Here is a 25,101-nt window from a genome sequence, read left to right as displayed (position 1 = left end):
CCATGTTTCGCTCTGTTCTCACTGATCGTCTTCAAGCCGCCTTCACCAGCGCAGGTATCGCCCTGCCCGAGGGCTTTAAGGTCACCGTTGAGCTGGCTTCGGATACTCGATTTGGCGATTACCAGAGCAATGCGGCCATGATCCTGGCTAAGCAACTGAAGACCAATCCACGTGCACTGGCGGAGCAGATCAAGGCTGCCTTTTCCGCCGAGGACTTGTGCAGTGACGTCAGCATCGCCGGCCCCGGTTTCCTGAATTTCCGCATCAGCCCTGCGGCCCTGAGCACGAAGATCCAGGCTGTGGTGCAGGGCGCTCAGTGCGATGTCATCCAGGTCACGCAGCCGCAGACCATCGTCGTGGATTTCAGCGCACCAAACATCGCCAAACCCATGCATGTGGGTCACATCCGCAGCACCTTCATTGGTGATTGCCTCGCCCGTGTCGCACGTTTCGTCGGGCACAAGGTCATCACCGACAATCACGTGGGGGACTGGGGCACGCAGTTTGGTATGATCATCCACGGTTGGAAGACCGAACTGGATCATAAAGCGCTGAAGAAGGACCCCATCCATGAACTGGTGCGCACCTACAAGCTCATCAATGCCAAGACCAAGGAAGACGAATCCGTGCTGGTGCTGTGCAAGGGTGAACTGGTGAAGCTCCAGCAGGGTGACGAGGAAAACCTCGGCATCTGGAAGGAGTGCGTGCGCCTGACGCTGGAGCAGCTCGAGAAAGTGTATGGCACCCTGGACATCCAGTTTGATCACTACCTGGGCGAGAGCTTTTACAACGATGCGCTGGCACCTCTCGTCGAGGATCTGCTAGCACGCGACATCGCCACTATCAGTGAAGGGGCCACGGTCATCTTCAGCGATGGTCAGTGCGATCCGAAGGACGATCCTTTCCTGGTCAAAGAAGGCGATGGCTGGAAACCCACACCCGCGATCATTCGCAAGAGCGATGGTGGTTTCCTGTATGCCACCACGGACCTCGCCACCATTGATTACCGCGTCAAAGAATGGAAGGCCGATGAGATCTGGTATGTCGTCGGTGCTCCGCAGCAGCTTCACTTCCGTCAGGTCTTCGCTACGGCTCATCGCATGGGCCACACGACCGCGATGACGCACATCGCTTTCGGCAGCATTCTGGGACCTGATGGCAAGATGTTCAAAACCCGCAGCGGCGAAACCGTCGGTCTGCTGGAAGTCATTGATGAAGCCATCGAGCGTGCTCGCGCTGCTGCGGATGAAAAGGATCAAGGCCTAACCGATAGTGAGAAAGACGAGATCGCTCACATCATCGGTAGCGGTGCTGTGAAGTATGCGGAACTGAGCCAGAATCGTCTCACCGATTACAAGTTTAGCTGGGATAAGATGCTTTCCCTTCAGGGCAATACCGCGCCGTATCTCATCAACGCTTATGTGCGCACTCGCTCCATCTTCCGCAAGCTAGAGGGCAGCGATGTCACCCTGACGGCAGATGTCGTCCTGACCGAACCTGCGGAGATCGCTCTGGCGGTGAAGCTGGCCCAGTTCGCTGAGGCAACTCATGACGTGCTGGTCGATCACCGTCCGAATACCCTGGCTACCTATCTCTATGAGTTGGCCAATACCTACCACAGCTTCTATGAAGCCTGCCACGTGCTCAATAGCCAGGGCACGGTGCGTAACACCCGTCTCACGCTTTGTGAAGCCACCAGTCGCGTATTGAAGACTGGCCTGGGCCTGCTCGGCATCCAGACCACAGAGCGCATGTAGTGTCCTTGACAGATTTTCCAGTCAACTCCCCTATGGCCTAACGAATCCCGCGTTTGGTCTGGACGGGTTTGTGCATTCAAGACCAACACCCTCCTTTAATTTGAGATGAGGATGAGGGGGCCGTTTTAGCTCATCGGGGGAATACGCACATAATCCATGGTGGACTCAGGGGCAGGTTGTGCTTGGGGTAAAAGATGAACTTTGCTCGACTGCTGGCTCATTTGCCACCTCGCACTCGCTTGTATCTGGCAACAGTCCTTTATGGCCTCGCCGGAGGAGGTATTGCAGTGGCGTTTCACACAGGGATTCATGAACTCTATTTGCATACCTTTGAAGCGTGGGCGGAACTCGCCCCAGAGACCTTCATGTGGCGAACGCTAGTTTTGATGTTAGGGGTAGCTTTGCTCTCGGGTTGGCTCGTGAAGATCTGCCCTGAAGCGGCTGGCAGCGGCATTCCCCAGCTTAAGCTGGCCTTTTGGAAAGAGTTTGGCTGGACGTCGCCGCGCATCATGTTGGTGAAATTCATCGCAGGCGTCACGAGTATCGGTGGCGGCATGAGCCTTGGGAGGGAGGGGCCCTCCGTACAGTTGGCTGGGGTGCTCGGTTCGACGATCGCCGAACGGCTCGGAGTCGCGAAAATAAAACATCGAATGCCTGCGGCCGCTGGGGCAGCCGCAGGTCTGGCAGCGGCTTTCAATACTCCTTTAGCTGCGGTGACTTTTGTGTTGGAAGAAATCATTGGCGATCTCAACAGCCGTTTTCTGGGCAACATCCTCATGGCCTCCGTAGTGGGAGCCCTTGTGGCTCATGGATTACTCGGTGCAGAGCCTGCCTTTAACATGGATATCCCTGGAGAATCTGTGAGCTGGGTGGTTTATGTCGTTACACCTTGGGCGGCGGCTTGCGCAGCACTGACGGGATTACTGTTTCAGAAATCCAGTTTAGGTCTGCGTCAATGGAGTCGTCAACAGAGACGCGTGCCAGGCTGGTGCCTGCCTGTTATCGGAGCACTATTGACCTGGGTGATCGGCATCTTGGTATGGAGATACACAGGGCATCTGGGAGTCTTCTCATTGGGATATCGAGATCTTTCGGATGCACTTTCAGGCCATCTTGGCTGGCAGATAGCATTCTTACTTTTGGTGGCAAAACTTGCCGCAACTATTCTTTGTTATGGCTGTGGGGGTTGTGGCGGCATTTTTTCCCCCACGTTGTTCTTCGGAGGGATGGCGGGCCTCGCCGCCGCTGGTGTCGCAAGCCTAGTCGTTCCCTTGGAGGGTGGCGATCTTTTGGTGCTCGCCGTGGTAGGTATGTGTGCCTGCTTGGGAGCTGTGGTGCGTGCACCTGTAACGGGAATTCTCATCGTCTTCGAGATGACGCATGAGTTTTCCCTCGTGCTCCCGCTCATGCTCGGTGTGCTGGTCAGTCAATCCATCAGTCGCCGCCTTGAGCGAAGCAATTTTTATGAAGCCATTCTGGAGCAAGACGGACATCATCTGGAACGCATCATTCCCCCCAGGGATTTGGAGACATGGCAGCAACTACCCGTTTCAGCGATTGCCAACTTTCACCCGGTTGTCATCTCGGATCTCTCCGCCACGACTTTGAAGGCCGCCTTCGACCAACATCCTTTTGCTAATTTTCCCGTGATGCAGGAAGGGCGTCTCAGTGGGATTCTCACGCGGCGTGAGATGGAGCATGCATTGCTAACCAATACACCAGTGGACCTTGAGCCCGCTATTAGCAGCGATCCACGCGAAAGCATCGTCAATATTCAGACCCGCCTTCTAGAGTCCAATGCAGGCATCGTGGTGTTAACGGATGAAAAAGACACCCTGCTAGGCGTAGTCACCCTGCATGATCTGCTGCGTGCTCAGATGGCCTATGGGAAGGGATTGGAGCAGGGGTAAATTTCTCACTTCATCACCCAAAATACGGCGCGAGCACGTTGCGACTGACTTTGAGGGCTTTCATGCGGCCATCAAGGTGTTTGCCGAAAGTTTCGTCCTCGACCTCAATGCACACGGGGCCTTCGTAACCAATACGAGTGAGCTCGGCCATGAAAGCAACCCAATTGACCTCGCCGTAGCCGGGGATGCGCGGCAGGTGCCAGTTCTTGGTGAAATCAAAACGGCCCACTTCATTGAGGGCTTTGTGATCGATGGTCATGTCCTTGGCATGCAGATGGAACAGGCGATCTTTGAACTCGGCCAACGGGCTGATGGGGTCCATGCCTTGAAGCACGAAATGAGAGGGATCATAGTTCAATCCTAAGTTAGGCATGTCTAGATCATGAAAGGCCCGGCGCCAGATGGCGGGTGTGGTCATGAGGTTCTTACCCCCAGGCCATTCATCCTGGGTGAAGAGCATGGGACAATTTTCGATGGCAATACGCACGCCATGGTCGGCAGCGTATTGGAGGATGGGCCTCCACACTTTCAGAAAGCGAGGCCAGTTATCATCCACGGTCTTGGTCCAATCTTTGCCAATGAAACCGGTGACGGTGTCCAAGCCCACCATCGGAGCGGCTTTGATCACCTTTTTAAAGTGAGCTACGGCAGCTTTGGACACCCCGGGATTCGGATCGAGGATGTTCGGGTAATAACCCAAGGCACTCATGCTGACACCGTGATCCTGACACAGCGAGCGGGTATCATCCGCCTGAGCTTGGGTGAGGGTGGTGACGTCTAGGTGTGTCACACCGGCATACTTGCGATCCGCCTTGCCAACGGGCCAGCAGCAGATCTCGACCGAGGCAAAGCCCTCATGAGCCGCGAAGGAAAGGACATCGCTGAGGGAGAGTTCGAGGAGAATATTGGATACGAAGCCGAGTTTCATAAGCCGTCGGAATCGATTAAATCTTAGCCCAGCCTTGGGTCTTGCTGCTTTGCAGGATGGCCTCGCACAGTTTCACCTCGTGATGTCCGTCTTCGGCGGTGGCGAAAAGAGCCGGGATCTTTTTGCCACTGGCGATGTGCTCATACACGGCGCGGTAGTGCATCTTATGGGCATCACTAAAGCCCTCGGGGTGACCGCCGGGGTAGTCGGTAAAATTCGCCACATCCACATCGAAGCCCGGAGTGGCACGCTGCAAGATTTGGTTAGGCTGATCGCGCCGACCGACGATGATTTCATTCGGCTGCTGAAGATCCCACTGCACACTGCCCTTAGTGCCATAGATGCCGAGCGCGAGGCTGCACTTCCATCCGGCAGCCACCTGGGAGATGCTGGCATTGGCATGCACGCCGTTGGCATAACCATGTTTGGAATTGCCAAACTTCAGCAGCACGCTGCCAAAGTCCTCGGTATCCACCTTGTAGGGCTCCATCTTTTTGGGGTCCACTTTGGCAAAGGTCTGCACTTGGCCTTTCGGGCGAAGGCGGGTTTTGTGAAAGGTCTCGATGTGGGCAAACACGCTCTGCGCTTTGGCCCCCAAGATGAAACTGACGGCATCGATCCAGTGGGTGCCGATGTCCCCCACGGCGCGCAGTTTTCCACCTTCCTTCGCCAGCACACGCCAGTTGAAGTCGGTCTGATGCAGCAGCCAGTCCTGGAAAAAGTGACCCTGCACATGGATGATCTGGCCCAGGTCTCCTCGCTCCACCAGGGCACGCATCTGAAGCACCGCAGGGAAAAAACGGCACATGTAGTTCACAGCAAAGACGGGGCCTTTTTTCCCGCCCTTTTTCACCGCTGCCACCACGCGGGCGGTTTCTTCACTGGTCATGCCGAGTGGTTTTTCACAAATCACGTGCTTGCCCATGTCCAGGGCAGCCAGGGATTGCTCGACATGGACATTGTTAGGGGAGGTGATGTGCACCACGTCCACGTTAGGGCTGGCAAACATGGCCTCGTGGTCATAATCTCCATAAACTTCGTCAATTCCCCACTGTTCGGCGGTTTTACGGGCGCTGGAGGTGGAGGCGCAGATGGCGGTGACCTGGACGCCAAGGCGTTTTAGGGCCTCAATATGGACGGGGCCGATGAAGCCGGTGCCGATGATACCGGCGCGCAGGTGGTGGAGAGGAGTCATGCCCGCATGCTGCCGCAGCCCGCCCCAGGGATGCAAGTGTGGGTTTTCGAAACAAAAAACTCTGTGCTGGACGCTGAGGGCAGTTTATTTGTAATCTCAATTTTTCTCCGGACATGCGTCTGCTCTCTAAAATACTCTGGCTTCTTGCTTTCCTGGCTGCTTCGTTCTGCTGGATGGTGCTCTTTGAGCACGGATTCAGCATGAAGGGCTTCAGTCATGGCGTGCAGGAAGAGTGGCAGACTCTGACGGAAATGGTTTCCACCAAGGAAGCGCCTGCCAGCAAGGACACCCCAGTCAACCCCCCGCCTCGTAAATAGCATCATGATCGTCAAGGAAACTGAACTGCAACCCAAGCACCAGAACCTGTGGAAAAAGGGCCTGCTCGCCGTTGAACAGAAGAACTGGGAATATGCGGTCAGCCTCGTGCTGCCGATTGTCAAAGAAGAGCCCGGCTTCTTGGATGGCCGCATGATCTTGCGCCGTGCTGAGGGGGAATCGGTAGGAGGCGGGCGTAAATTTAGCTTCGGCGGCGGCCTCTTCAAAGGTGGCTCCAAGAAGGATCCATGGGAAGCCATCGCCGATCTGGAAGAGAACGTTTTCCAAAAGGACCCTTTCAACGTCTCGGCCAATCAGCAGCTTTACGATATCGCGATGAAGCTGCAATTCCCGCAGCTAGCCGCCTTTGCGCTGGAAACCATCCGCATGGGTCAGCCGGATAACACCAAGCTGATGCACAACCTGGCCAATCACTACATGGCCCACGATGAGCCGGAGAAGGCGGGGGAAGTCTATCGTGCCATCGTCAAGCTTGACCCACGCGACCTCAACGCCATGAAGGGGGAGAAGGATGCAGCCGCGCGCTCCTCCATTCTGCGTCAGGGCTGGGGCTCGGATGGTGACTTTAACAAGGTCAAAAAGAACTCCGACGAAGCCAACCTGCTGGAAATGCTCAACAAGCAGGGCCGCACACAGGAGCAGACGGAATCGCTGCTGGCTCACTTCATCAATCTCTACAACCAGGACCAGACGAACATCAACTCGGTGAAGAGCATGGCGCAACTCTATGAAGAGCTGGATCAGATCGACAGCGCCCTGATGTTCTACGACTACGCGCTGACCCTGAATCCTGGGGATGTGGCCCTGCAACGCCGCACCGAGATGGTGCGTGACAAGGCGCAGGAAAGACAGATCCAGCAGATGGAGACCGAGATTGAGTCCAATCCAGGAGCACCTGACATTGAAGAGAAACGGGCTCAACTCGCTGAAATCCGTCGTCAGCGGGCCTCTTCCGTCATTGATGAGTGCCGCGCCAGGGTGGAGCGCAACCCCACTGACAAGGCCCTGCGTTATGACCTGGGTCAGGCTTACTTCAATGCCGCCATGTTCACTGAAGCCATCCCTGAGCTTCAGCAGGCGAAGAGCAACCCCAACATCCGCATCAAGGCGATGCTGCTGCTGGGTCGTTGCTTCGAGAAAAAGAACATGAACGACTTGGCTCAAAGCGCCTTCCTGGATGCCTCCAAGGAGTTGGCCATCATGGACAACACCAAGAAAGAGATCCTCTATGAACTGGCCCTGGTCAGCGAGAAGATGGGCAAAGCCGAGCAGTATCTGGAAGCCCTGAAGGAAATCTACAACGCCGACTACGGCTACCGCGATGTGGCTAAGCGCGTGGAGTCCTCGTACTCCTGATCCGCCTCACCGCTTCTCATTCCACTCAGCATCCCTGGTCCACCCACGTGGATCAGGGATTTTTGTTTGCGGGGCAGGATTGCCAACTCACCTTAACCAAGGCTATCTTTGCCGGACCATGCCGAACCCATCGCCTACTTCCAGCAATCCGCTGTTTCGGTTGGCGTTCTATGCCCTCGCCATCGGCATGGCCCTCACGCATGTCTTCATCACCTTTCGAGGCCTCAGCAGCGCCACCGGCATGGAGCAGGCACAGATGGCCCGAGAGATGGCGCGAGGAAACCCCTTCCAGACCAAAGTCATCCGCCCCTATGCCTGGGCCGTGCTCACGCAGGCGGGCAGGTCCCCTGCCCCGGCCGCTATGCCGGACATTACTCAGCCGCCACTTCAGCCTCTGCTCTTGGCTCCGGTCTTCAAGCTCTTGCATCGCCATCAGACTTATGAACCTGGTAAAAATGGCGCCATTTTCTTGCTGGATAGGGCCGTGGCCTGCATCGGAGCCGCAGGTCTGTTACTGACTCTTTTTTGGACTCACGGTTCAGCCCGGAAGCTGTTCGATGACACCATCGCTGGAGTGACGGTGGCCGTTCTGCTGGTATGTGAACCGCTCTGGGAATTGGCCGTCAGCGGCAGCGCGGTCGCCTTGCTGATGCCTCTCATGGCTCTGGCGGTGCGCCTGCTGGTGTCCGCCTCCCTAGCCGCTCACCAGGACCGTTCCTCCGGGGGAACGCTCTTTCTGCTGGGCATGGTCGCTGCCCTCATGGCGCTCACCCACTGGCTGGCTATCTGGCTCGTGCTCGGCTTGGTCCTCGCCGTCGTTTTGGCGCTACCCGAAAAGCGCTCCCTCTCCATAAGGGTGGCATTAATCCCGATCTTGGCTCTGACCGGTTGGGGTTGGTGGATTCAACAGGCCTGCGGTGATCCCCTGGGAGGTGCGAAGGCGATCTTTCAGACCCATCTGCTGAATCTGGATGCCACGGCACTCCAACGCCAATTTTCCCTGGGCATGCCGCCAGTGCAGGTGACCGAGATGCTGCGCAAGCTGCTGCTGAATTGGCAGACCCAGTTCGGCGAGTTGGGCACGCAATTCGGTTACAGCTTTCCTGCGGTCTGTTTCTTCCTCGCCCTCATGCATCGCTTCCGGCGGGCTGAGACGAACGCCGTCAAACGCGCTCTCGGCGCTTTGCTCCTGGCCACCGCCCTCGGCATGGGCTTCATCGGCCTTCCAGAAGGGAGACTGGATGATAACCAACTTTACCTCACGTTAGTGCCTGCACTCAGCATTTACGGTGCCGCCATGCTGGCGGTGCTCTGGGCTCGGCTGAATCCCATGGCTGGGGGAACCTGGGGGCGCCTGGGATACGCCTTCATGGCCGTGGGCATCAGCTCACTGCCCCTGTTGAATGTCCTGCCCGCCCAAATCAAGCTGGGCATGACGATGCGCAACCGTATCTACCCACATTGGCCCCCTTATGTCCCCGCCAATGTGTCGCTGTTGAACAAACTGCTCGATCCAGGAGAAATCCTCTTTGCCGACGCGCCATGGTTTACCGCGTGGTATGTGGATGTTCCCTCGGTGTGGATCCCCATCAAGCGGGATGAATTTGAGCCCATGAAGACCCTCGCCGAAGCGCAAGGGGCTAAAGTCGCGGGTTTCGTCATCACGCCCATCAGCAGTCATGTCGAGTATGTGCATGAGGCCCTCAGTGGCCCCTATCGCGAGTGGCCGGATCTCATTTTCCGCGGCCCCATGGTAGCCTTTGACCGTGAGTTCCCAGCCCGCCCCGGCTTCCCCTATAAAGTGCCGCTGCCACTCGTTGCTATTCCTGTGGGTCCGAAGGAAAACCTGAGTCTGCAAATGACTTTCTACACCGACCGTCCACGCACCGTTAAGGAATGATGCGCTCCTTCTCCAACGTCAGTCTTTAGGCCGCCTGCTTTGGATAGACGATGACGAGCTTTTGCTTCACCAGGGGGATCTCTTGAGGTTCCGTGAGTGCCTCGTGGACCGCGTCCAAGATGGCCTGGGCTTCAAACGGTTTGGTGATGTAGTTGTAAACTCCCCGGCGCATCGCATGAACGACATCACGGGTTTCCGAGCATGCCGTCACCATCACGCAGCGTGTGCTGGGCGAGATTTCCCGCACTTCCCGGACAATGTCCAAACCGTCCACGCTTCCGAGCTCACGATCCACGAGCACGACAGACGGGAAAAACTCCCGGATCGCATCGAGCCCGTCGGTTCCGTTATCGAAAGCCATCACCGAATGCCCTTCAGCGCGGCAGACGGAGGAAATCAAATTTAATACAGAGGGGTGATCATCAATGACAATGAGCGGTGCCATAGTGATCCCGAACATAAACATCCGCGCCGAACTACCACCGTCGATCCTGTAAGATTCTTGTGTGGCCATCAGGCATTTATCCCGATTTCAAGCGGTCTCGACCGCTCCGCTGGGCATGCCTTCTCGGCGTAACGCTGTGAGAAAATCCCCTTCCGCAGAGACCGGCGCAAGAGCCACCCCATGCTTGATCGCCGCGCCTTTCCAGAGTTCGAAGTGCCGAGTGTAAGCCTGCAAATAACGTTGAAGCAGATCCGGCTCCACCCGGCGCTCATGCAGCGTGGTGGTCTCCGCATCCTCGAACTCATAGTTACCATCCCAGTCAGGGTTTGCCTCCTCAGCCGCAGCAGGGGCGAACACGATCCCGCGACCCTTGTTCTGACTTAGCGGCAGCAGGAGGTGCTCGGGTTCGGTAGGAAAAAGTAGATCACTGATGCACAGACGCAGCGCTCCAGCCCGCCATGGAACCCGCGACAAGGCTGGAGGCATCTCCGCCTTGCTTTTGGTTAATCCAACCCACTCTTCCTGCCAACGCCCCGCCAGCATCGCCTCCAGTTCCACGTGCCGATGGTCGGCTCCGTTAATACAGAAACAGCGGACTGCAGCCCCAGCTTGCAGGCTGGCCTCTAGAGCATAGGCCACCAGTTCCTGCACCCGTTGGCCTTTGGCAGGAAAGGCCGCCATGGAAGGGGAGACATCCACCACAAGATCAACCAGAGGACGCACCTCTTCCCGATACAGCTTCATGGTGTAAGTGCCCGTGCGGGCATAGGCCTGCCAATTGATCTGGCGGGGATCATCTCCAGGAATGTAAGCGCGGTGATCTTGAAAGTCCAAGCTACTGCCCACACCCGTGCCCTGGAACTCGCCACTTTGCCCGCGCCAGCGTTGGCGGCGGAACGGCAGCTTCAGCACCCGCGCCCATTCTCGCGCCTGAATTAACAGCGCCCGCCATTCATCTGTATTCAGGGTCGCCCTCATGATACCGGGGGGGCAGGAGCGATTGGGGAAGCTGTGGATGAAGGTGAAGCATTTTCCTCCAGACGAAGGCTATCGACCACACTCTCCAGATAGGGGTAATGCAAGCCTTCCATCCTAGCGTGGGCCATGGCAACGATCAGCCAGACACCGCCGATGGCTGCCGAGACCGCCAATGTGCTCCCCCTCTCCACATAGTTCGCAAAACTCGCCATCAGACCTGTCAAAGGCGTCAGTGTGCCCAAAGCTGCCAAGTCACCGAAGATGCTGATCAACACACCGATGATGCCCAGGAAGATCTGCACCCGGCACCATTGAGCGATTCGGTTGTCCTTATTCAGGGGCACGCATACCGGCACCACAGGAACGGCGGCGACGCAGATGAACATGAAAATTTGTTCCGAAGGCGCGTGCCACTTATGCTGATACATATGCAGGCCGAAGACGCTCAACACTGCCGTCATCAACAGCCCGTAAAAATACACACCACTGGCCCAGCCCGGATAAAACAAGCGGGCCAAGAAACGGGGAAATCTCCTCCACTCCGCTTCTTTTTTTATCACGGTGGCAAAAGGAGGCATGTCCTCCGTCATCACATCCATGCCGATGAACAGCGTGAGGATCAAAGTCGGGACCAGAGCCCACATGGCAGCCACCGCCTCTGAATGGAATACCAAGGCTGCGCTGATCAGCACCAGCAGGCTGATCATGGCGAGATGCACCAGCCGCTTCCAAGTACTGTGATTTTCTGAAATCGACGCAATGCGGGAGGCCGCCAGCGCTAACAAGGTGAAAACGGCATACGCTGTCAGCACCATGCCGCCGATCAAAAGGCCAGCGATCTCCAGTCCCGAGAGCCCGAGCACCGCCTGCATGAGCTGCCCACCAGAGGTGCTGTAAGTCGTGGCAAAGATCACCCCCGTCGCGGGCATCAGTAGCCCGATGACTCCTGCGGCGAGAAAGAGGCGCAGAACCAGAGAGCGCTGAGAGGAAAGGGCCACATAGGCCGCCGTGGCAATCGCCGAGATCAGCACCGCCATCGCCAGAGCCAAGGCTTCCTGCGCCACCTCCACCCCGCCAAACTGATAACGCGCCACCATGTAAGGCAGCAAGGAAGCCGCTAGCAGCAACACCTGGCAGAAAAGGGCCAGCCACTTTCCCCACACAATGCGGAAAGCTGGGATGCTCGTGAGCCGCAGCATGTCCAGCGTCCCACCTTGCACTTCACTCGTCAGCGCATTGAACCCACGCAGAGGGAAAGCCCCCAGAAGCGCCAGCAGGCTGAGGCTCCAGAACAAGGTGCCCACCACCTCCATCGGTGCCCCCATCATCACCGTGCTGATCAGCAAGATCATGCCGAGCTGGAATACGATCAGCATGGAGGTAAAAATCCGCGTGCGCAGACCATGCCGCAGTTCCTTCACCAGCATCGGACTGAGGCGGTCGCTAAAGTCACGCAGGAGAGGCACGGGCATGCTATTCATGGGAGGAGAGAGCGAACTGCCGCGCCTGCCTACGGGCGGTGCGCGTGCGGAGAAAAGCCAGCAGAGCCGGAAGCGTCAAAAAAATGGGCCAGAGCGTGCTGAGCATCACCCCCACCTGAAAGTAAGACCACTGACCCACGAAGGGTTTCGAAGGAGCACCAAAGGCATTCCAGGGCATCACACACGCAACCCATTCGAGGTCCGTTTTAAACTTCGACACATTCACCACCAGGACCGTCAAGAACGTCAATAGAAGCTGAATGCAAAGCCCGGCAAAAAAAGCTCCCAGATATTCCCCCCGGCGTTGAATCGCCAGGATATGACCGAATAAAGCCATCTGCCATAGACAGCCCCCCAACAACCATAACCTCGCCGCATCCCCCCCACCCCGCAGCCATAGAAGCAAGCCTGAGCACACACCAAACAGCAACAGCGAATACAGAAACCCGTGCATCCAGCCTGGTGCGAGAAACCAACTCACCAGTCGGCCGACGAAACCCCGCTGGTAAAACGGCAGATACAGCGAGGGGATATTATTCACGTCATCCGTCATGGCATCCAGAGAAGCCACTACCAGCACCATCATCATCACCCCCACCAGTCCGACCGGGTCCACCCACCAAGCCAGACCTGACAGCACGATCAACGCCGCCAGATTCACCAGTCGCTTCCTCACGGGTAGCATCGAGGAGGCTGGGGCGATGCGTGAAGCCCCGAAACTCAAGAGGGCAAAGACGAGCCAAGCCGTCACCGCCACCGCCGAGACATAGCCTAAAAACTGCGGCTGCACTCCCGAGGAGAAAGTCGCCCGCCCCATGATGCCGATGATGATCTGAGCGAACGAACCAAACACAGTGATCACTAGCGGCAACCCAAGGATCAATGCGCGTAACCAAAAATGCTTCTGCGTCGAAAGAGCTACCACGGCAGCCGTCAGCACGATGCTGATCATCCACTGCTGAAAGAGCGATACCAAATCCGCGCCCAGCTCCGATCCCCCAAAAACATAGCGTGCCACCAGATAGGGCACCACACTGATCGTCACCAGCAGGGATTGGACGATGATGGCCGCCCATTTTCCAAATACGATCCGCCATGTGGAAAGCCGGGTCAGCACCAGCATATCCATAGTATTGGCCTGCATCTCCCCCGCCAGGGCTGAGAATCCGCAGAGCGGAAAGATCAAGCAAAGCGTAAAGCTCACCAGACCATCCATCAGCCCACGCGCCTGCCCACCAGTCGACGAGGCTGTCATGAGCGTGATGAGCACCAGCAGCGCGTGCAAAGCCAGCATCACGCCACCGAACAACCGCGTGCGCAGCCCCTGCCGCAGCTCCTTCACCACCATGGGCGAAAGCCGATCCGAAAAATCAGTGAGCTGAGCGACTGTGGTCATGCAGGGAGATTTTCAGCCGCAAAAAGGCGCAAGGGGATAGGGTTAATCTGCAGCATTTGCCTGTCTTCGCAGCGCAACCTTTCCATCTCATCTTCTCTGAGTCTTCTGCGCTTTCTTGAGGCCATCCTCACTCATTTCCCATCGACGGAAAACTTGCCGCCGCCGGTGAGAAAGAGCGTCGCGAAACCCGCGAGATAGACATACGCCAGTTCACCGGATTGGGGACCTGTGAAAGCACCTTTGTGAACCATGAAAAAGGCCACGCTCATCGTAATGGCCAGATTGAGTGCGGCGAAGCGGGTGAACAACCCCAGCACCAGAAGACCCGAGCAGACCAACTCGGCAAAGATCGCCAACCCCAAGCTCACATTGGAAGGCAGACCGAAGAGAGGCAGGAACTTCGGGGCCATGGTGTTGAAGTTTTCAAACTTCATCCACCCGTGCAACAGCATCATCGGAAATCCCAAAGCACAGCGGAGGATGAGCAACCCGAAATCAGTGGATTGTGGCAGGAAGGAAAGGCGAAGGAGATTCAGCATAAGGCCCGGACAATGCGGCAGCACTTAGGTCTGCGGCAAGTTGAAAAGGCATGCCGATGCGAATAAACCGTCACGGTTGCATTAAGAAAGATCACCCAGGCTTTCTTTCTTTTTTCGAGGATCCCGATTGAACATCTTTTTCATTCACATGACAGACCGGTATGGAAGAAACCAGCCCGCCAGCGCCGATGCCGACGCCACCCCGTAAGCGCTCCGTATGGCTGCTGATTTTTGGGGTCTTTTGGCCCTGTTTGGCGATTATTGTGGAACTGCTGTCACGCAGTTGCCGATCCACCTTCTTCGATCCTTTACCCACCTGGGGTCACTTGCTGCTGACGTTTACCGTCCCTCTCGCCTGCGGTCTTGCCTGGCTTCGCTCCCACCATCCTGAAAAACCCACCTCACCTTGGCATCGGCTATTGTTAGGCGCAGCGTGGGTGAGCGGATCCATCTATACCTGTTGTTTAGCACTTCTTAGCCACTTTGCGGCTTTGTTCTCTGTGTTCAGCATCTTTTTTTTTCATCGTGAGCCCCTCCTAACCATTTTACCCTTTGCCACGCTGGGGCCACTCTTGGGTTGGTTGGCACTGTGGAAGGCGCGGCGTTGTTTGCCACCATCCCCTGAGCAAACGAGACCGCTCGCGTGGATAGGAGCTGGCCTGGCCCTGGTGTTCTTCGTTGCCATCGAAACTCCTTTGGCGATTTTTCACGCTCGCTTGACGGGCAGTTCTGAGAGCGAATCCCTGGAGCAAAAGGGAGCTCGCGCGCAGGCCTTACGGGCCTGGGGAGATGAAGCACTACTGCGAGAACTTGCTTATGGCCGATCCCTCCAAATTCCCAGCCCTGGACTCTGGCTGCTCAGCGGGCGGGCTTTCGGGGGCAATAATTCTTGGCAGGGTTCCTCCATCGGCCCCGAATTGGCCAGGGATCTTTACTTTCGTGTTTATGGTCGCCAGTTTTCAGAGAAATCTCCAGACCGCCAAAATCTATTTCTGCCTGGAAGACGCGATGAGGAAGGGTGGGCGGACGAATTCCAATGGGATAGTGACCAAGGCAGCGATCAAGTGGGAGCGCGCCTGAAGGGGCTTTCGCTGCATAGTTCGCGCTTGGACTGGCACCTGGATGCCCCCTCGGGCTTGGCCTATGGAGAATGGACGATTGAATTCTCCAATCAACAGACTCGAAACCAAGAGGCACGCTGTCAAATCCTTCTGCCACCCGATGCCTTTGTATCTCGCCTGACCCTGTGGGTGAATGGCGAACCCCGTGAAGCTGCCTTCGCCGCCAAGGCCAAAGTGAAAGCCGCCTATCAAGCCGTGGTCCAGGCTCAGCGTGATCCAGTCTTGGTCAATATGGTCGGGCCTGATCGGGTGACGACCCAGTGTTTTCCCGTTCCTGCGCAAGGGATCATGAAGATCCGGCTGGGGATCACCGCTCCGCTCTCCGAAGGTGGCAACCTGCATTCGCCGCTGTTCGTTGAGCGCAACTTCGCTGTTTCGACCCAGATCAAACATACCCTGTGGGTGCAGAGTTCGACGCCGTTCGACAGCAGCTTGCCCGGTGCAATGGTGCAGGAGGGAGCCACTCACACGTGGCGACAAGATGTGCCCGACGCGCAGATCACCCAGCTCGCTTTTCATACCTCCACACCGCCTTACCCGGTTGTCTGGACCCAAGACCCTTATGAGAAAACCAAGCCTCCTTTCGTGGTGGCTCGTTGGCAACCCAAACCGGCCCGGCCTGTGGCTAAAACCATCTGGGTCGTGGACAGTTCAGCCTCTCTCCATCCGTGGGCAAGCGACCTGGGAAAGGTGATTTCCAAATTCTCCGAATACCAACCGATGCACATCATCCTGCCGAACGATACAGGCTTCCGGGAAATCTCCGTCAAGGAGGTCACTGCCTCCGATTTCTCTAACCTCTTTGTCGGTGGCCGCGACAACGCTCCCGCTTTGGCTCAAGCGCTCATCTCAGCACGCGAACATGCGGATCCCGTCTCCGTCATCTGGCTGCATGGACCGCAGCCGTTCAGCTTTACTGAAACCACCAGTCTGGAACAAATCTTAGAACGCTCCAGCCGAGTGCCTGAAATCCATGCGATCGCTTTAGAGCCGGGCCCCAACCGCCTTCTTGAGAAGCTTTATCGCCACGTGCAACTCCACACTCATGGGCGATGCCTTGACATGGCCAGCTTGGAAAAAATTCTCCAGACAGCCCTCGGCAGGAAGCAGGACTCTCAATGGACTTTCTCTTGGCAGTCGAGTGCCCCCACGGCGGCCGAAGCTCACCCCGTGTGGGACCACCTCGCCCGCCTCGCCGTCTTTCAGCAAGTCCTGACCGACTACCAGAGTGGCAAAGACACCCAACTCCTCGCCCAAGAAGCCGCCCAACATCAGATGGTCTCAGCAGTCTCTGGAGCCGTCGTTTTAGAAACTCAGGCGCAGTATGATCAAGCGGGGCTGAAACCGGTCGATCCCAATTCCACGCCGCAAATTCCCCATGGCGTGCCCGAGCCATCCAAAGTCTTATTTCTTACTTTTGGAGCCGCCGCATGTGTGTGGCAGAGAAGGCGCGCCAGACCTGCAAGAAGTGTTTATATTTAAAACCAATGCATTAAAACAGACTCCGCTCTTGAAAACCTGCACTCAGGGCGGACACTTGGCACCATCCTTTCTCCCTCACGCTGTCCCATGCCGGAACCCAGTCTCTTCAGGCACTATCAAATCGTCCAGGACGCGGACGGAAATAATATCGAACTGATTCGTGATGTGAATCAGGTCGCTGTGTTGGCTTTTGACATCGAGCGCCAGGAGTTTGTGCATTGTCACGTGCTGCTGGAACCCTTGGCCGACAAGCCCGCTTTCGAGGAAGCCTGCCGCACGATTCAGGCCCAAGGTCATCCCCTGTTAGCTCGGCTGGGGGATTTCGGTGAGGACGAGGGCAATCCTTTTTACATCACGGGCAGCGTCGACGGCGAGCCTCTGCGAGCCTACCTCAGTCGGCAGGCGGATATCCCCGGCTGGTTGGCAGTCATGGTGGCCTGCCGGGCGCTGGAGGCTGTGCAGGCCCTGGTGGAGCGGGCGGATGCTGTGGCGGAGGATGTGCTTACCAGCCTGAGGGTGGTGCAGAGCGCCCCGCAGCAGATCCACGTGATCGTGGCCGACTACCGCCTCCTGGCCGCGACGAAGAAACCGGCGCTGAAGCCCCCCTTTGAGAAACCTGCCCGGCTTCTGCGCGGTTTTTTCCAGGAGCGTGGAGTCACCGGCCCCGCGGCGGATCAGATGGTGTCCGGGCCCGATTTCACGGAGTTGCTGGAGACTTGCCTGCTGGTCGCGGATCGCGGCACCGTGGCGGCGATGCGGGAGTTAAAGGGCACCCTGCACAAGCTCATCCCCGCTCAGCTCAGCGGTGAGATCCCCTCGGCGCATAAACCGCGGGCGCTTTTGGCCAGCCACTTCGCCAGTTATCAGGAGGTGGCCCGTGGGGTGGTGAATCTCGTTCGCATCCAGAGCCAGCGCCTGGACATGAGCAGCCCCTACTCCATGCGTGGCGTGCTGACGAAAACCGGCCGCACCGTGCTCGTCGAGCAGATCCCACCGCCGCGCCTCGTTGGTGCCCAGGTGAAGCCTCTGGATGAAAAAGTGCTGCAACTGGCCAAAAGCCGTGACTTCGCCGGTCTCATCCCCGTGGTCATGCTACAAGAGGCGGAGGACATCACCTGCCTCGCCGAGGACGTGCCTGAGGGCGTGAGCCTGGCGGATCTGCTGCGGGAGCGCCACACACTGAGTGTGCATGAGACCTACCTCGTGCTGGCCAGCCTGCACGGCGCGCTGGATGGCCTGGAGAAATCTGGACTGCAGGTGCGTAAGCTGCGCCTGGAGGACATCTTCATTCTCACCGGATTCCCCCGCGAGGACCACCGAACGGCCAAACTGCTGCTGACGCCCCTCAATGAATGGCCTGCTTTCTCCATGCTGCTGCGGGCTCATCCCACCCTGGCCGCCATGGCCGGGCGCGGTGTGGACCCCGCCGTGCTCACACCGCCAGCACAGCTCGCCGGTCAGAGTCCCTGGACCTCCGCCTGGCTCTCCGCCGTGGGGCGCTTCCTCACCGGACTGACACCTGTGCCCGGCCCCACCTCGGAGCCCGTGGGACACCTGCGCGAGCGGGAGGCTCTATCCCGACTTTTTGACGATGAGATCTCGGGCAAAAACGCCTCGCCCAGCCGGGCAGACTTCCTCGGTCGATACACCCGCCTGCTCCAGCATCACGAGGCGGTAAAGCCCGCTGTCCCCCCGAAGCCAGAGCCCACTCCCGTGGTCGAGCCCAAGCCCAAGGCCACCCCGCCGCGCACCCGCTCCATCTCTGCCGGAGCTGGCGAGAGCCCCGCCGCATCTGCCGAGGCCACAGGCCCGCTCATGGCCCTGACCCAGGGTTACACCCCGCCTGCGGAGAAGCCCACCATCGGCTTCGCCGAAGTGCTCTTCCGAGATACCTCCGTGATGGAGAAAGGCCAGCCCAACGACTGGGCCAAGACCGCTGCCGATGCCCCACCGACCGTGCATCCGAAGGAGGTGCTGCTGCCGCCGGAGGGTTTCGTGCCCTTCTGGCTGCGTGCCGCCGTCTTCCTGGGCGGTTCCATGCTTCTGGGCGGCCTGCTGGCCCACCTTTCCGGGGATGCCTTCTGGTTAAAAACCGGTAAAACCACCGCTCCGGCGAAACCCGCAGCGCAAGTGAAGCCCGCCATCCCAGCCGCAGGCCCGGCCCCCGCGACGGTCAAAAAAGCGCTGCCGCCCGAGCCTCCAACCGGACCCGCCGCCCCCCAAATAACCCTCCCTGATCTGCCCCCAGACACTGGCAGCGCCGCCAGTGGAGGTCTGCTCCAGCCGCCGAAGTCCGGTTTGAAGAAGGAACTGGAGCAATAGGGGTAAACCCCAAGTCGGCAGGTGGTGGACCCAAGAGAGGATGGGGCGTTACAGATTACCGCTCTGGATTTACCTCACCAGGAGTTCCTGCCCGCGATAGATCACCCGCTCCACAAGGCCCTGGAGGGTCTGATTGATAAAAGGAGTGTTGCGGCTCTTCGACTTCATGAACTCCGGCGTGAAGGTGGTGCTACGGCTGGGGTTGAATAGGATGAACTCGGCGATGCCGCCCTCCTTCACCGGCACGGGGTCCAGCTTCATGAGGCGGCGGGGCTCGGCGGAGTAGCGTTTCACGATCAAGCTCCAGTCGAGGATTCCCTTGGAGATGTAATGGTCGTAGAGGCTCGGCAGCGCCGTCTCCAGCCCAGTGATGCCAAAGGGGGCGCTGGCGAAGTCCTGATTCTTTTCAAAAGGCGTGTGCGGGGCGTGATCGGTGGCGATGACATCAAACCAGCCGTCTTTCAGCCCCTGGAGAAGAGCCGCATTGTCCTCCGGGGTGCGGAGGGGGGGATTCATTTTGAAGTTGGTGTCGTAGTCACCGATGTCCTCGTGATTGAACATGAGGTGGTGTGGGGCGATCTCGCAGGTGACGCGGATGCCGCGGTCCTTGGCCCGCTTGATGGTGCCCATGCCTTCCGCCGTGGTCACGTGCTGGATGTTCAGGTGCACGCCGGTGTATTCCGCCAAGCGGATGTCCCGGGAGATGCAGATCTCCTCACTGATGGCGGGGATGCCGCGCAGGCCGAGGGAGTAGCTGACCTTCCCCTCATGCATGCTGCCTTTGCCACTGAGCTCCTTCACCTCGCAATGACTGGCCAGGGGGATATCGAAATCCCGCGCATACTCCATGGCGCGGCGTAGCACCTGGGGATTATCCACGGCATAACCATCATCGGTGAGCATAACGGCTCCCGCAGCCTTCATGCCGGCGATGCCTGCCAGCTCTTCCCCTTTGCGCCCTTTGGTGATGGCTCCCGCGAGATAAATGCCAGCACCGATGCGAGTGCGGCGGGCGCTTTCCAAGACCGTGCGGACGATGCCGGCGTTATCAATCGCGGGATTGGTGTTCGGCATCATGACGAACCCGGTGACACCTCCGTTGATGGCGGCCTCGGCACAGGTGGCGATGTTTTCCTTGTCTTCCTGGCCGGGCTCACGCGCATGGACGTGGATGTCAAACATGGCCGGCATGAGAATGCGTCCCGTGCAATCGATCTCTTCCACGTCTGAAACTCCGGTGATGGACTCGGCCACACCGAGGATGCGGTCTCCCTCCACAAGCACATCACCCCGCATGAGTTGGAGCGAGTCTTCGGCGGCGATCTGGGCGTGGCGGTAGAGGCGTTTCATGCTGGAGATGCGTGCATGATGACGCGCTGACGGGGAGAGGCAAGAGGCGGGTCAGAGTTTGATCATTCGGGAAGAACGACGGCCTTTTTTCTTGGCCCGGGAATATTCTAACCCGCGGCCACCTCAAAATCTCATGGTGGATTTTGCCAATCCCGAACGTATGCAATACGCGAACGGCGAAACACCTTCCCCCCACGCCGTATCATCCTCCATGCACCGCCTCCTCGCTCTCAGCCTGGTGTTGGCCGCGCTTTCTTCCTGCGAACGCGCCCAACAAACCTCGAATGCCGCCCCGCCGCCTGCTCCTGTCACGGTCGCCAAACCCCTGAGCACGGACTTGGTCGAGTGGGATGAGTTCATCGGACGGCTGGACGCGCCCGAGTCCGTGGAGATCCGCGCACGAGTCTCCGGCTACTTGGAAAAAATCCATTTCCGCGAGGGAAGTGACGTGAAAGCGGGGGACCTGCTCATCACCATCGATCCCCGCCCCTATCAAGCCGTGGTGGACCGCACCGCAGCGGATGCCGAGCGCGCGGAGGTGCGCCTGGAGCTGGCCAAGATGGAAGCCAAACGCGCCAAGAACCTGATGGAATCCAAGGCGATCGCCGTAGAAGAAATCGAGCAGCGTAACCAGGCCCTGGCCGAGGCCGAAGCCAGTCTGCGCTCAGCCAGGGCAACCCTCGAGCAGGCCAAACTGGACCTGGAATTCACCCAACTCAAATCCCCCATCACAGGCCGTATCGGAGATGTCCTGGTAACACAGGGAAATCTGATCAGCGGCGGCAGCAACGTCTCCAACGCCACGGTGCTGACCACCATCGTCGCCGTGGACCCCATTCATTGTTATCTGGATGTGGATGAGCAAAGCGCTCTGAAATACCGCGAGCTGCGCCGTCTCGGCCAACGTGCCAGTGCCCTGGATGAGCAGATCCCGGCGGAGATGGCCCTGGCCAATGAGCAGGGGTATCCGCATAAGGGCGTGATTGACTTTGTGGATAACCGTCTGGACCCCGGCACGGGAGTCATCCGCTCCCGCGCTGTTTTCCCCAACCCTGGTGGGCTGATGGCCCCCGGCTTCTTTGCCCGCGTGCGCATCCCCGGCAGTGGCAAGTATTCTGGCCTTCTGGTGCATGACAATGCCATTGGCAGTGATCAGGGAAAACCCTTCGTCTTCGTGGTGGGTCAGGACAATGCCATCAAACAAGTGCCGGTGGAAATCGGCCCGATGCACGATGGCCTGCGAGTGATCAAAACGGGGATCGCCAAAGACGATCGTGTGGTGATCGAGGGCATGGCCCTGGTGCGCAACGGTGCCAAGGTCAACGTCACCGAAGAACGCGAGATGAAACCCGCCATGCAGGCCCAGGCCGCCCCGGTGGGTAAGTGAATTGAGTCACTGGCAACGACCTCGTTTTGATCTTCCCCTCCCCCCCATGAACATCGCCCGTTTCTTCGTTGACCGGCCCATCTTTGCCAGCGTTCTCAGTATCGTCATCACGTTGCTGGGCGGCTTGGCGTATTTCGGCCTGCCGATCAACCAATATCCCGAAGTGGTGCCACCGACAGTGGTGGTGACCGCGACTTACCCAGGTGCCAACGCCCAGACCATCGCGGATACCGTCGCTACACCGCTGGAGCAGGAGATCAACGGCGTGGAGGACATGCTCTACCTGTCCTCCTCTTGCACCAACGACGGGCGCATGCAGCTCACGGTGACCTTTCGCCTGGGCACAGACCTGAACCAAGCACAGGTGCTGGTGCAGAACCGGGTGAACGCGGCCCTCCCCCGGTTGCCTGAGGATGTGCGGCGTCTAGGCATTCTCGCCCAAAAGAGATCGCCGGACCTAACCCTGGCCATTCAGTTCTACTCCCCAGATGATTCCCGGGATGTCATTTATCTGGCGAACTATGTGTTGCTCCAGGTGCAGAATCAAATCGCCCGCTTGCCTGGGGTTGCCGAGGCTTCCACTCTCGGCGGGCTGGATTTCTCCATGCGTATCTGGCTGGATCCCGACAAGATCGCGGGACGGGACCTGACGGCAGGCGATGTGCTCCGCGCCATTCGCGAACAAAACGTGCAGGTGGCGGCCGGGCAACTCGGCATGATGCCCGCCCCAGAAGGCACGAGCTTCAATTACACCCTGACGACTAAAGGCCGACTCATCTCGGCGGAGGAATTCGGTGATATCGTGATCAAGACCAATCCTGATGGTCAGGTGATCCGCGTCAAAGACGTCGCCCGCATCGAGCTTGGTGCGCGCGACTACGCAGTGAAAAGCTATCGCGATGGCCAAAACGCCGTCTCCCTGCGTGTGTTCCAACTCCCGGGCACCAACGCTCTGGAAACGGCCGATGGCGTCTATGCGAAGATGGAAGAACTCAGCAAGCGCTTCCCTCCTGGGGTGTCTTACAGCATCAACTATGACCCCACACGCTTCGTGCGTTCGTCCATGGAGTCCGTGCTGCATACCCTGATCGAAGCCGTCATCTTGGTGGTGTTTGTGGTGGTGGTCTTCCTGCAAAATTGGCGTGCCTCCCTCATCCCGCTGCTGGCCGTCCCGGTGTCTCTCGTGGGCACCTTGGCCGTGATGAAGGCCTTCGATTTCTCCCTGAACAACCTCTCTCTGTTCGGTCTGGTGCTCGCCATCGGGATTGTGGTGGATGATGCCATCGTGGTGGTGGAGAACGTTGAGCGTTTCATCTCCAAAGGTCACTCGCCACGACAGGCCACCTTACTCGCGATGAAGGAAGTGACCGGCCCGGTCATTGCGGTGGCCCTTGTGCTCACGGCAGTGTTCGTGCCCACGGCTTTCATGGGAGGCATCACTGGGGAATTCTACCGGCAGTTCGCCCTCACGATTGCCGCTTCCACCATCATTTCGGCCTTCAACTCGCTCACGCTCAGCCCGGCCCTGACGACCCTGCTGCTGCCTCCGCATGGGGCGAAACCGGATATCCTCCAGCGAACGATTGACCTGCTCTTCGGCTGGTTCTTCCGGCTGTTTAACGCCTTCTTCAATGGCGTTTCCAATCTCTTCGGTACCATCGTCGGCAAGCTGGTGCGCATCTCCCTGGTGGTGCTGGTGGTTTACGCGGGGCTTGTCGGCGTCGCCGGACATCTCTTTCGCATCACGCCCACGGGCTTCATTCCCCCCATGGACATGGGTTACATGATGGTCGTGGTCCAGCTTCCGGATGCCGCATCTTTTGAGCGCACGGATGCCGTCGTGCGTGAGATGGATGCCATCGCTCGGGAGATGCCTGGCATCGCCCACACCTTTGCCATCTCGGGTTACTCGTCCGTGCTTCAGGCGAATCAAAGCAACGTCGGGGCCGCCTTCCTCATCTTTGACGAGCATGAAAAACGCCGCAGCCCTGAGCTAAGTGCCGAAGGCCTCGTAGCTGAGGCACGCAAACGCTTCTCGAAGATTCAAGCCGGGCGCGTGATCGTGCTGCCCCCGCCCGCTCTGCGTGGTCTGGGCAATGCTGGGGGATTCAAGTTCCAAGTTCAAGACCTCAACAACGCCGGTCTGGCCTCCCTCCAAGCCGCGACGAACCAGATCATGGAAGCCATGCGTAACGAGCCTGGCTTTAACTCCATCATCTCCGGTTTCCGCGCTAACGTGCCGCAGTTCTATCTCGATATTGATCGTCAAGCCGCCAAGAACATGGGGATCTCGCTGGCCGATATCAACGAGACCCTCCAAGTGTATCTGGGATCGGCCTATGTGAACGACTTCAACCTTTTTGGCCGAACCTATCAGGTGACCGCCATGGCAGAGCCTCAATATCGGGTGCGCCCCGAAGACGTGCTCAAGCTGAAGACGCGTAACCAAAAGGGTGAAATGGTCCCTCTAGGAGCTTTGGTGAAGATCCAGCGCGTCGGCGGTCCCGACCGTGTGGCCCGCTATAACATGTATGTGAGCGCCGATGTTAATGGCAACACCACCAGCGCGGTGAGCTCTGGAGAGATGGTGAAGACCGTCGAGCGCCTGGCTCAAGAGAAGCTGCCCGACGGCTTCGCGATCGAATGGACGGACCTAACCTATCAACAGATTCTTTCGGGCAACACCATCGTCTTCATCTTCCCTCTGTGCGTGCTGTTCGTCTTCCTCGTGCTGTCGGCCCAGTATGAAAGCTGGAGCCTGCCTCTGGCGGTGATCCTCATCGTGCCGATGTGTCTTCTCAGCGCTCTCACCGGTGTCTGGTTACGGCAGATGGATAACAACGTTTTCACCCAGATCGGACTCGTCGTGCTCGTGGGTCTAGCGGCTAAAAACGCGATCTTGATCGTCGAGTTTGCCCGACAGAGACAGGAGGCAGGCATGGACAAATGGGCTGCGGCTGTGGAAGCCACCAAGCTGCGTCTGCGCCCCATCATGATGACCAGTTTCGCCTTCATCCTTGGCGTGCTTCCTCTCGTCATTGCGAGAGGGCCTGGGGCGGAGATTCGTCAGGCTCTCGGCACTGCTGTCTTCTACGGCATGCTCGGCGTCACCTTCTTCGGCCTCCTCTTCACGCCTGTGTTCTTCGTGGTCCTCAGCCGGAAGGTCAAAAAGCCCATCGAGGAAGAAGATCTCGCCCACAGCACCGAACTGTAACCTT

The 25,101-nt window shown here is 58.3% G+C and carries 17 protein-coding genes; 9 read left to right on the top strand and 8 right to left on the bottom strand.

Annotation, left to right across the window (positions count from 1 at the left end; genetic code table 11):
* Nucleotides 1-2: 2 nt before the first annotated feature.
* Both argS and B5D61_RS00725 read left to right on the top strand, forming a co-directional pair.
* The gene (gene argS, locus B5D61_RS00730) at nucleotides 3-1,757 is read left to right on the top strand and encodes an arginine--tRNA ligase (protein WP_078811386.1); all 1,755 of its coding nucleotides are present in this window, start codon (nucleotides 3-5) and stop codon (nucleotides 1,755-1,757) included.
* Between the two features lie 194 nt (nucleotides 1,758-1,951).
* Nucleotides 1,952-3,667 carry a chloride channel protein gene (locus B5D61_RS00725; RefSeq protein ID WP_078811385.1) on the top strand — a complete coding sequence of 572 codons (1,716 nt, stop codon included), beginning with the start codon at nucleotides 1,952-1,954 and terminating at the stop codon, nucleotides 3,665-3,667.
* 13 nt (nucleotides 3,668-3,680) lie between these two features.
* On the opposite strand, the gene B5D61_RS00720 is transcribed toward B5D61_RS00725, so the two are convergent.
* Nucleotides 3,681-4,595 (bottom strand): sugar phosphate isomerase/epimerase family protein, encoded by a 915-nt coding sequence (locus tag B5D61_RS00720; RefSeq protein WP_078811384.1) that lies wholly within the window; start codon nucleotides 4,593-4,595, stop codon nucleotides 3,681-3,683.
* 16 nt (nucleotides 4,596-4,611) lie between these two features.
* Nucleotides 4,612-5,790 (bottom strand): Gfo/Idh/MocA family protein, encoded by a 1,179-nt coding sequence (locus tag B5D61_RS00715; RefSeq protein ID WP_078811707.1) that lies wholly within the window; start codon nucleotides 5,788-5,790, stop codon nucleotides 4,612-4,614.
* 113 nt (nucleotides 5,791-5,903) lie between these two features.
* On the opposite strand from B5D61_RS00715, the gene B5D61_RS00710 reads away from it, so the two are divergent.
* The 3 genes from B5D61_RS00710 (at nucleotide 5,904) to B5D61_RS00700 (ending at nucleotide 9,382) form a co-directional block, all read left to right on the top strand.
* Nucleotides 5,904-6,107 (top strand): hypothetical protein, encoded by a 204-nt coding sequence (locus B5D61_RS00710; RefSeq protein ID WP_078811383.1) that lies wholly within the window; start codon nucleotides 5,904-5,906, stop codon nucleotides 6,105-6,107.
* A 4-nt stretch (nucleotides 6,108-6,111) separates the two neighbouring features.
* On the top strand, nucleotides 6,112-7,482 hold the full coding sequence (locus B5D61_RS00705; RefSeq protein ID WP_078811382.1) for a tetratricopeptide repeat protein: 1,371 nt from the start codon (nucleotides 6,112-6,114) through the stop codon (nucleotides 7,480-7,482).
* Nucleotides 7,483-7,600: 118 nt separating this feature from the next.
* Nucleotides 7,601-9,382, top strand: a complete 1,782-nt coding sequence (locus tag B5D61_RS00700) for a hypothetical protein (RefSeq protein ID WP_139372975.1) — start codon at nucleotides 7,601-7,603, stop codon at nucleotides 9,380-9,382.
* Nucleotides 9,383-9,407: 25 nt separating this feature from the next.
* Here B5D61_RS00700 and B5D61_RS00695 read toward each other — a convergent pair whose 3' ends face one another.
* From B5D61_RS00695 to B5D61_RS00675, 5 genes are all read right to left on the bottom strand, one after another.
* A complete protein-coding gene (locus B5D61_RS00695) occupies nucleotides 9,408-9,827 on the bottom strand; it encodes a response regulator (RefSeq protein ID WP_176159152.1) in 420 nt (139 codons plus the stop codon).
* 87 nt (nucleotides 9,828-9,914) lie between these two features.
* Entirely contained in the window at nucleotides 9,915-10,805 is an 891-nt protein-coding gene (locus tag B5D61_RS00690; protein WP_078811379.1) for a DUF58 domain-containing protein, read from the bottom strand.
* A complete protein-coding gene (locus B5D61_RS00685; protein ID WP_078811378.1) occupies nucleotides 10,802-12,277 on the bottom strand; it encodes a hypothetical protein in 1,476 nt (491 codons plus the stop codon). Before B5D61_RS00685 ends, B5D61_RS00690 begins: the two co-directional genes overlap by 4 nt.
* A gap of 1 nt (nucleotide 12,278) precedes the next feature.
* The gene (locus B5D61_RS00680; RefSeq protein WP_078811377.1) at nucleotides 12,279-13,682 is read right to left on the bottom strand and encodes an ABC transporter permease; all 1,404 of its coding nucleotides are present in this window, start codon (nucleotides 13,680-13,682) and stop codon (nucleotides 12,279-12,281) included.
* 131 nt (nucleotides 13,683-13,813) lie between these two features.
* Nucleotides 13,814-14,221 (bottom strand): DoxX family protein, encoded by a 408-nt coding sequence (locus tag B5D61_RS00675; protein ID WP_078811376.1) that lies wholly within the window; start codon nucleotides 14,219-14,221, stop codon nucleotides 13,814-13,816.
* A 188-nt stretch (nucleotides 14,222-14,409) separates the two neighbouring features.
* Between B5D61_RS00675 and B5D61_RS00670 the strand changes: the two genes are divergently transcribed.
* The gene (locus tag B5D61_RS00670) at nucleotides 14,410-16,824 is read left to right on the top strand and encodes a VIT domain-containing protein (protein ID WP_176159151.1); all 2,415 of its coding nucleotides are present in this window, start codon (nucleotides 14,410-14,412) and stop codon (nucleotides 16,822-16,824) included.
* Nucleotides 16,825-16,911: 87 nt separating this feature from the next.
* Nucleotides 16,912-19,146, top strand: a complete 2,235-nt coding sequence (locus tag B5D61_RS00665; RefSeq protein WP_078811374.1) for a protein kinase family protein — start codon at nucleotides 16,912-16,914, stop codon at nucleotides 19,144-19,146.
* 69 nt (nucleotides 19,147-19,215) lie between these two features.
* On the opposite strand, the gene B5D61_RS00660 is transcribed toward B5D61_RS00665, so the two are convergent.
* Nucleotides 19,216-20,496, bottom strand: a complete 1,281-nt coding sequence (locus B5D61_RS00660) for a dihydroorotase (RefSeq protein ID WP_078811373.1) — start codon at nucleotides 20,494-20,496, stop codon at nucleotides 19,216-19,218.
* Between the two features lie 211 nt (nucleotides 20,497-20,707).
* Here B5D61_RS00660 and B5D61_RS00655 point away from each other — a divergent pair, with 211 nt between their 5' ends.
* Together B5D61_RS00655 and B5D61_RS00650 are read left to right on the top strand one after the other, a co-directional pair.
* On the top strand, nucleotides 20,708-21,883 hold the full coding sequence (locus B5D61_RS00655) for an efflux RND transporter periplasmic adaptor subunit (RefSeq protein WP_176159150.1): 1,176 nt from the start codon (nucleotides 20,708-20,710) through the stop codon (nucleotides 21,881-21,883).
* A gap of 46 nt (nucleotides 21,884-21,929) precedes the next feature.
* On the top strand, nucleotides 21,930-25,097 hold the full coding sequence (locus B5D61_RS00650; RefSeq protein ID WP_078811371.1) for an efflux RND transporter permease subunit: 3,168 nt from the start codon (nucleotides 21,930-21,932) through the stop codon (nucleotides 25,095-25,097).
* Nucleotides 25,098-25,101: the final 4 nt, after the last annotated feature.

The sequence above is a fragment of the Prosthecobacter debontii genome, from assembly GCF_900167535.1.
Lineage (GTDB): Bacteria > Verrucomicrobiota > Verrucomicrobiia > Verrucomicrobiales > Verrucomicrobiaceae > Prosthecobacter > Prosthecobacter debontii.
The sequence above is the reverse complement of the archived record's forward strand: the minus strand, read 5'-3'. Positions and strand labels throughout refer to the sequence as shown.

Coding starts and splice junctions, on each gene's coding strand:
- argS (WP_078811386.1), top strand. CDS start 3: ATGTTTCGCTCTGTTCTCACTGATCGTCTTCAAGCCGCCTTCACCAGC.
- B5D61_RS00725 (WP_078811385.1), top strand. CDS start 1,952: ATGAACTTTGCTCGACTGCTGGCTCATTTGCCACCTCGCACTCGCTTG.
- B5D61_RS00720 (WP_078811384.1), bottom strand. CDS start 4,595: ATGAAACTCGGCTTCGTATCCAATATTCTCCTCGAACTCTCCCTCAGC.
- B5D61_RS00715 (WP_078811707.1), bottom strand. CDS start 5,790: ATGACTCCTCTCCACCACCTGCGCGCCGGTATCATCGGCACCGGCTTC.
- B5D61_RS00710 (WP_078811383.1), top strand. CDS start 5,904: ATGCGTCTGCTCTCTAAAATACTCTGGCTTCTTGCTTTCCTGGCTGCT.
- B5D61_RS00705 (WP_078811382.1), top strand. CDS start 6,112: ATGATCGTCAAGGAAACTGAACTGCAACCCAAGCACCAGAACCTGTGG.
- B5D61_RS00700 (WP_139372975.1), top strand. CDS start 7,601: ATGCCGAACCCATCGCCTACTTCCAGCAATCCGCTGTTTCGGTTGGCG.
- B5D61_RS00695 (WP_176159152.1), bottom strand. CDS start 9,827: ATGGCACCGCTCATTGTCATTGATGATCACCCCTCTGTATTAAATTTG.
- B5D61_RS00690 (WP_078811379.1), bottom strand. CDS start 10,805: ATGAGGGCGACCCTGAATACAGATGAATGGCGGGCGCTGTTAATTCAG.
- B5D61_RS00685 (WP_078811378.1), bottom strand. CDS start 12,277: ATGCCCGTGCCTCTCCTGCGTGACTTTAGCGACCGCCTCAGTCCGATG.
- B5D61_RS00680 (WP_078811377.1), bottom strand. CDS start 13,682: ATGACCACAGTCGCTCAGCTCACTGATTTTTCGGATCGGCTTTCGCCC.
- B5D61_RS00675 (WP_078811376.1), bottom strand. CDS start 14,221: ATGCTGAATCTCCTTCGCCTTTCCTTCCTGCCACAATCCACTGATTTC.
- B5D61_RS00670 (WP_176159151.1), top strand. CDS start 14,410: ATGCCGACGCCACCCCGTAAGCGCTCCGTATGGCTGCTGATTTTTGGG.
- B5D61_RS00665 (WP_078811374.1), top strand. CDS start 16,912: ATGCCGGAACCCAGTCTCTTCAGGCACTATCAAATCGTCCAGGACGCG.
- B5D61_RS00660 (WP_078811373.1), bottom strand. CDS start 20,496: ATGAAACGCCTCTACCGCCACGCCCAGATCGCCGCCGAAGACTCGCTC.
- B5D61_RS00655 (WP_176159150.1), top strand. CDS start 20,708: ATGCACCGCCTCCTCGCTCTCAGCCTGGTGTTGGCCGCGCTTTCTTCC.
- B5D61_RS00650 (WP_078811371.1), top strand. CDS start 21,930: ATGAACATCGCCCGTTTCTTCGTTGACCGGCCCATCTTTGCCAGCGTT.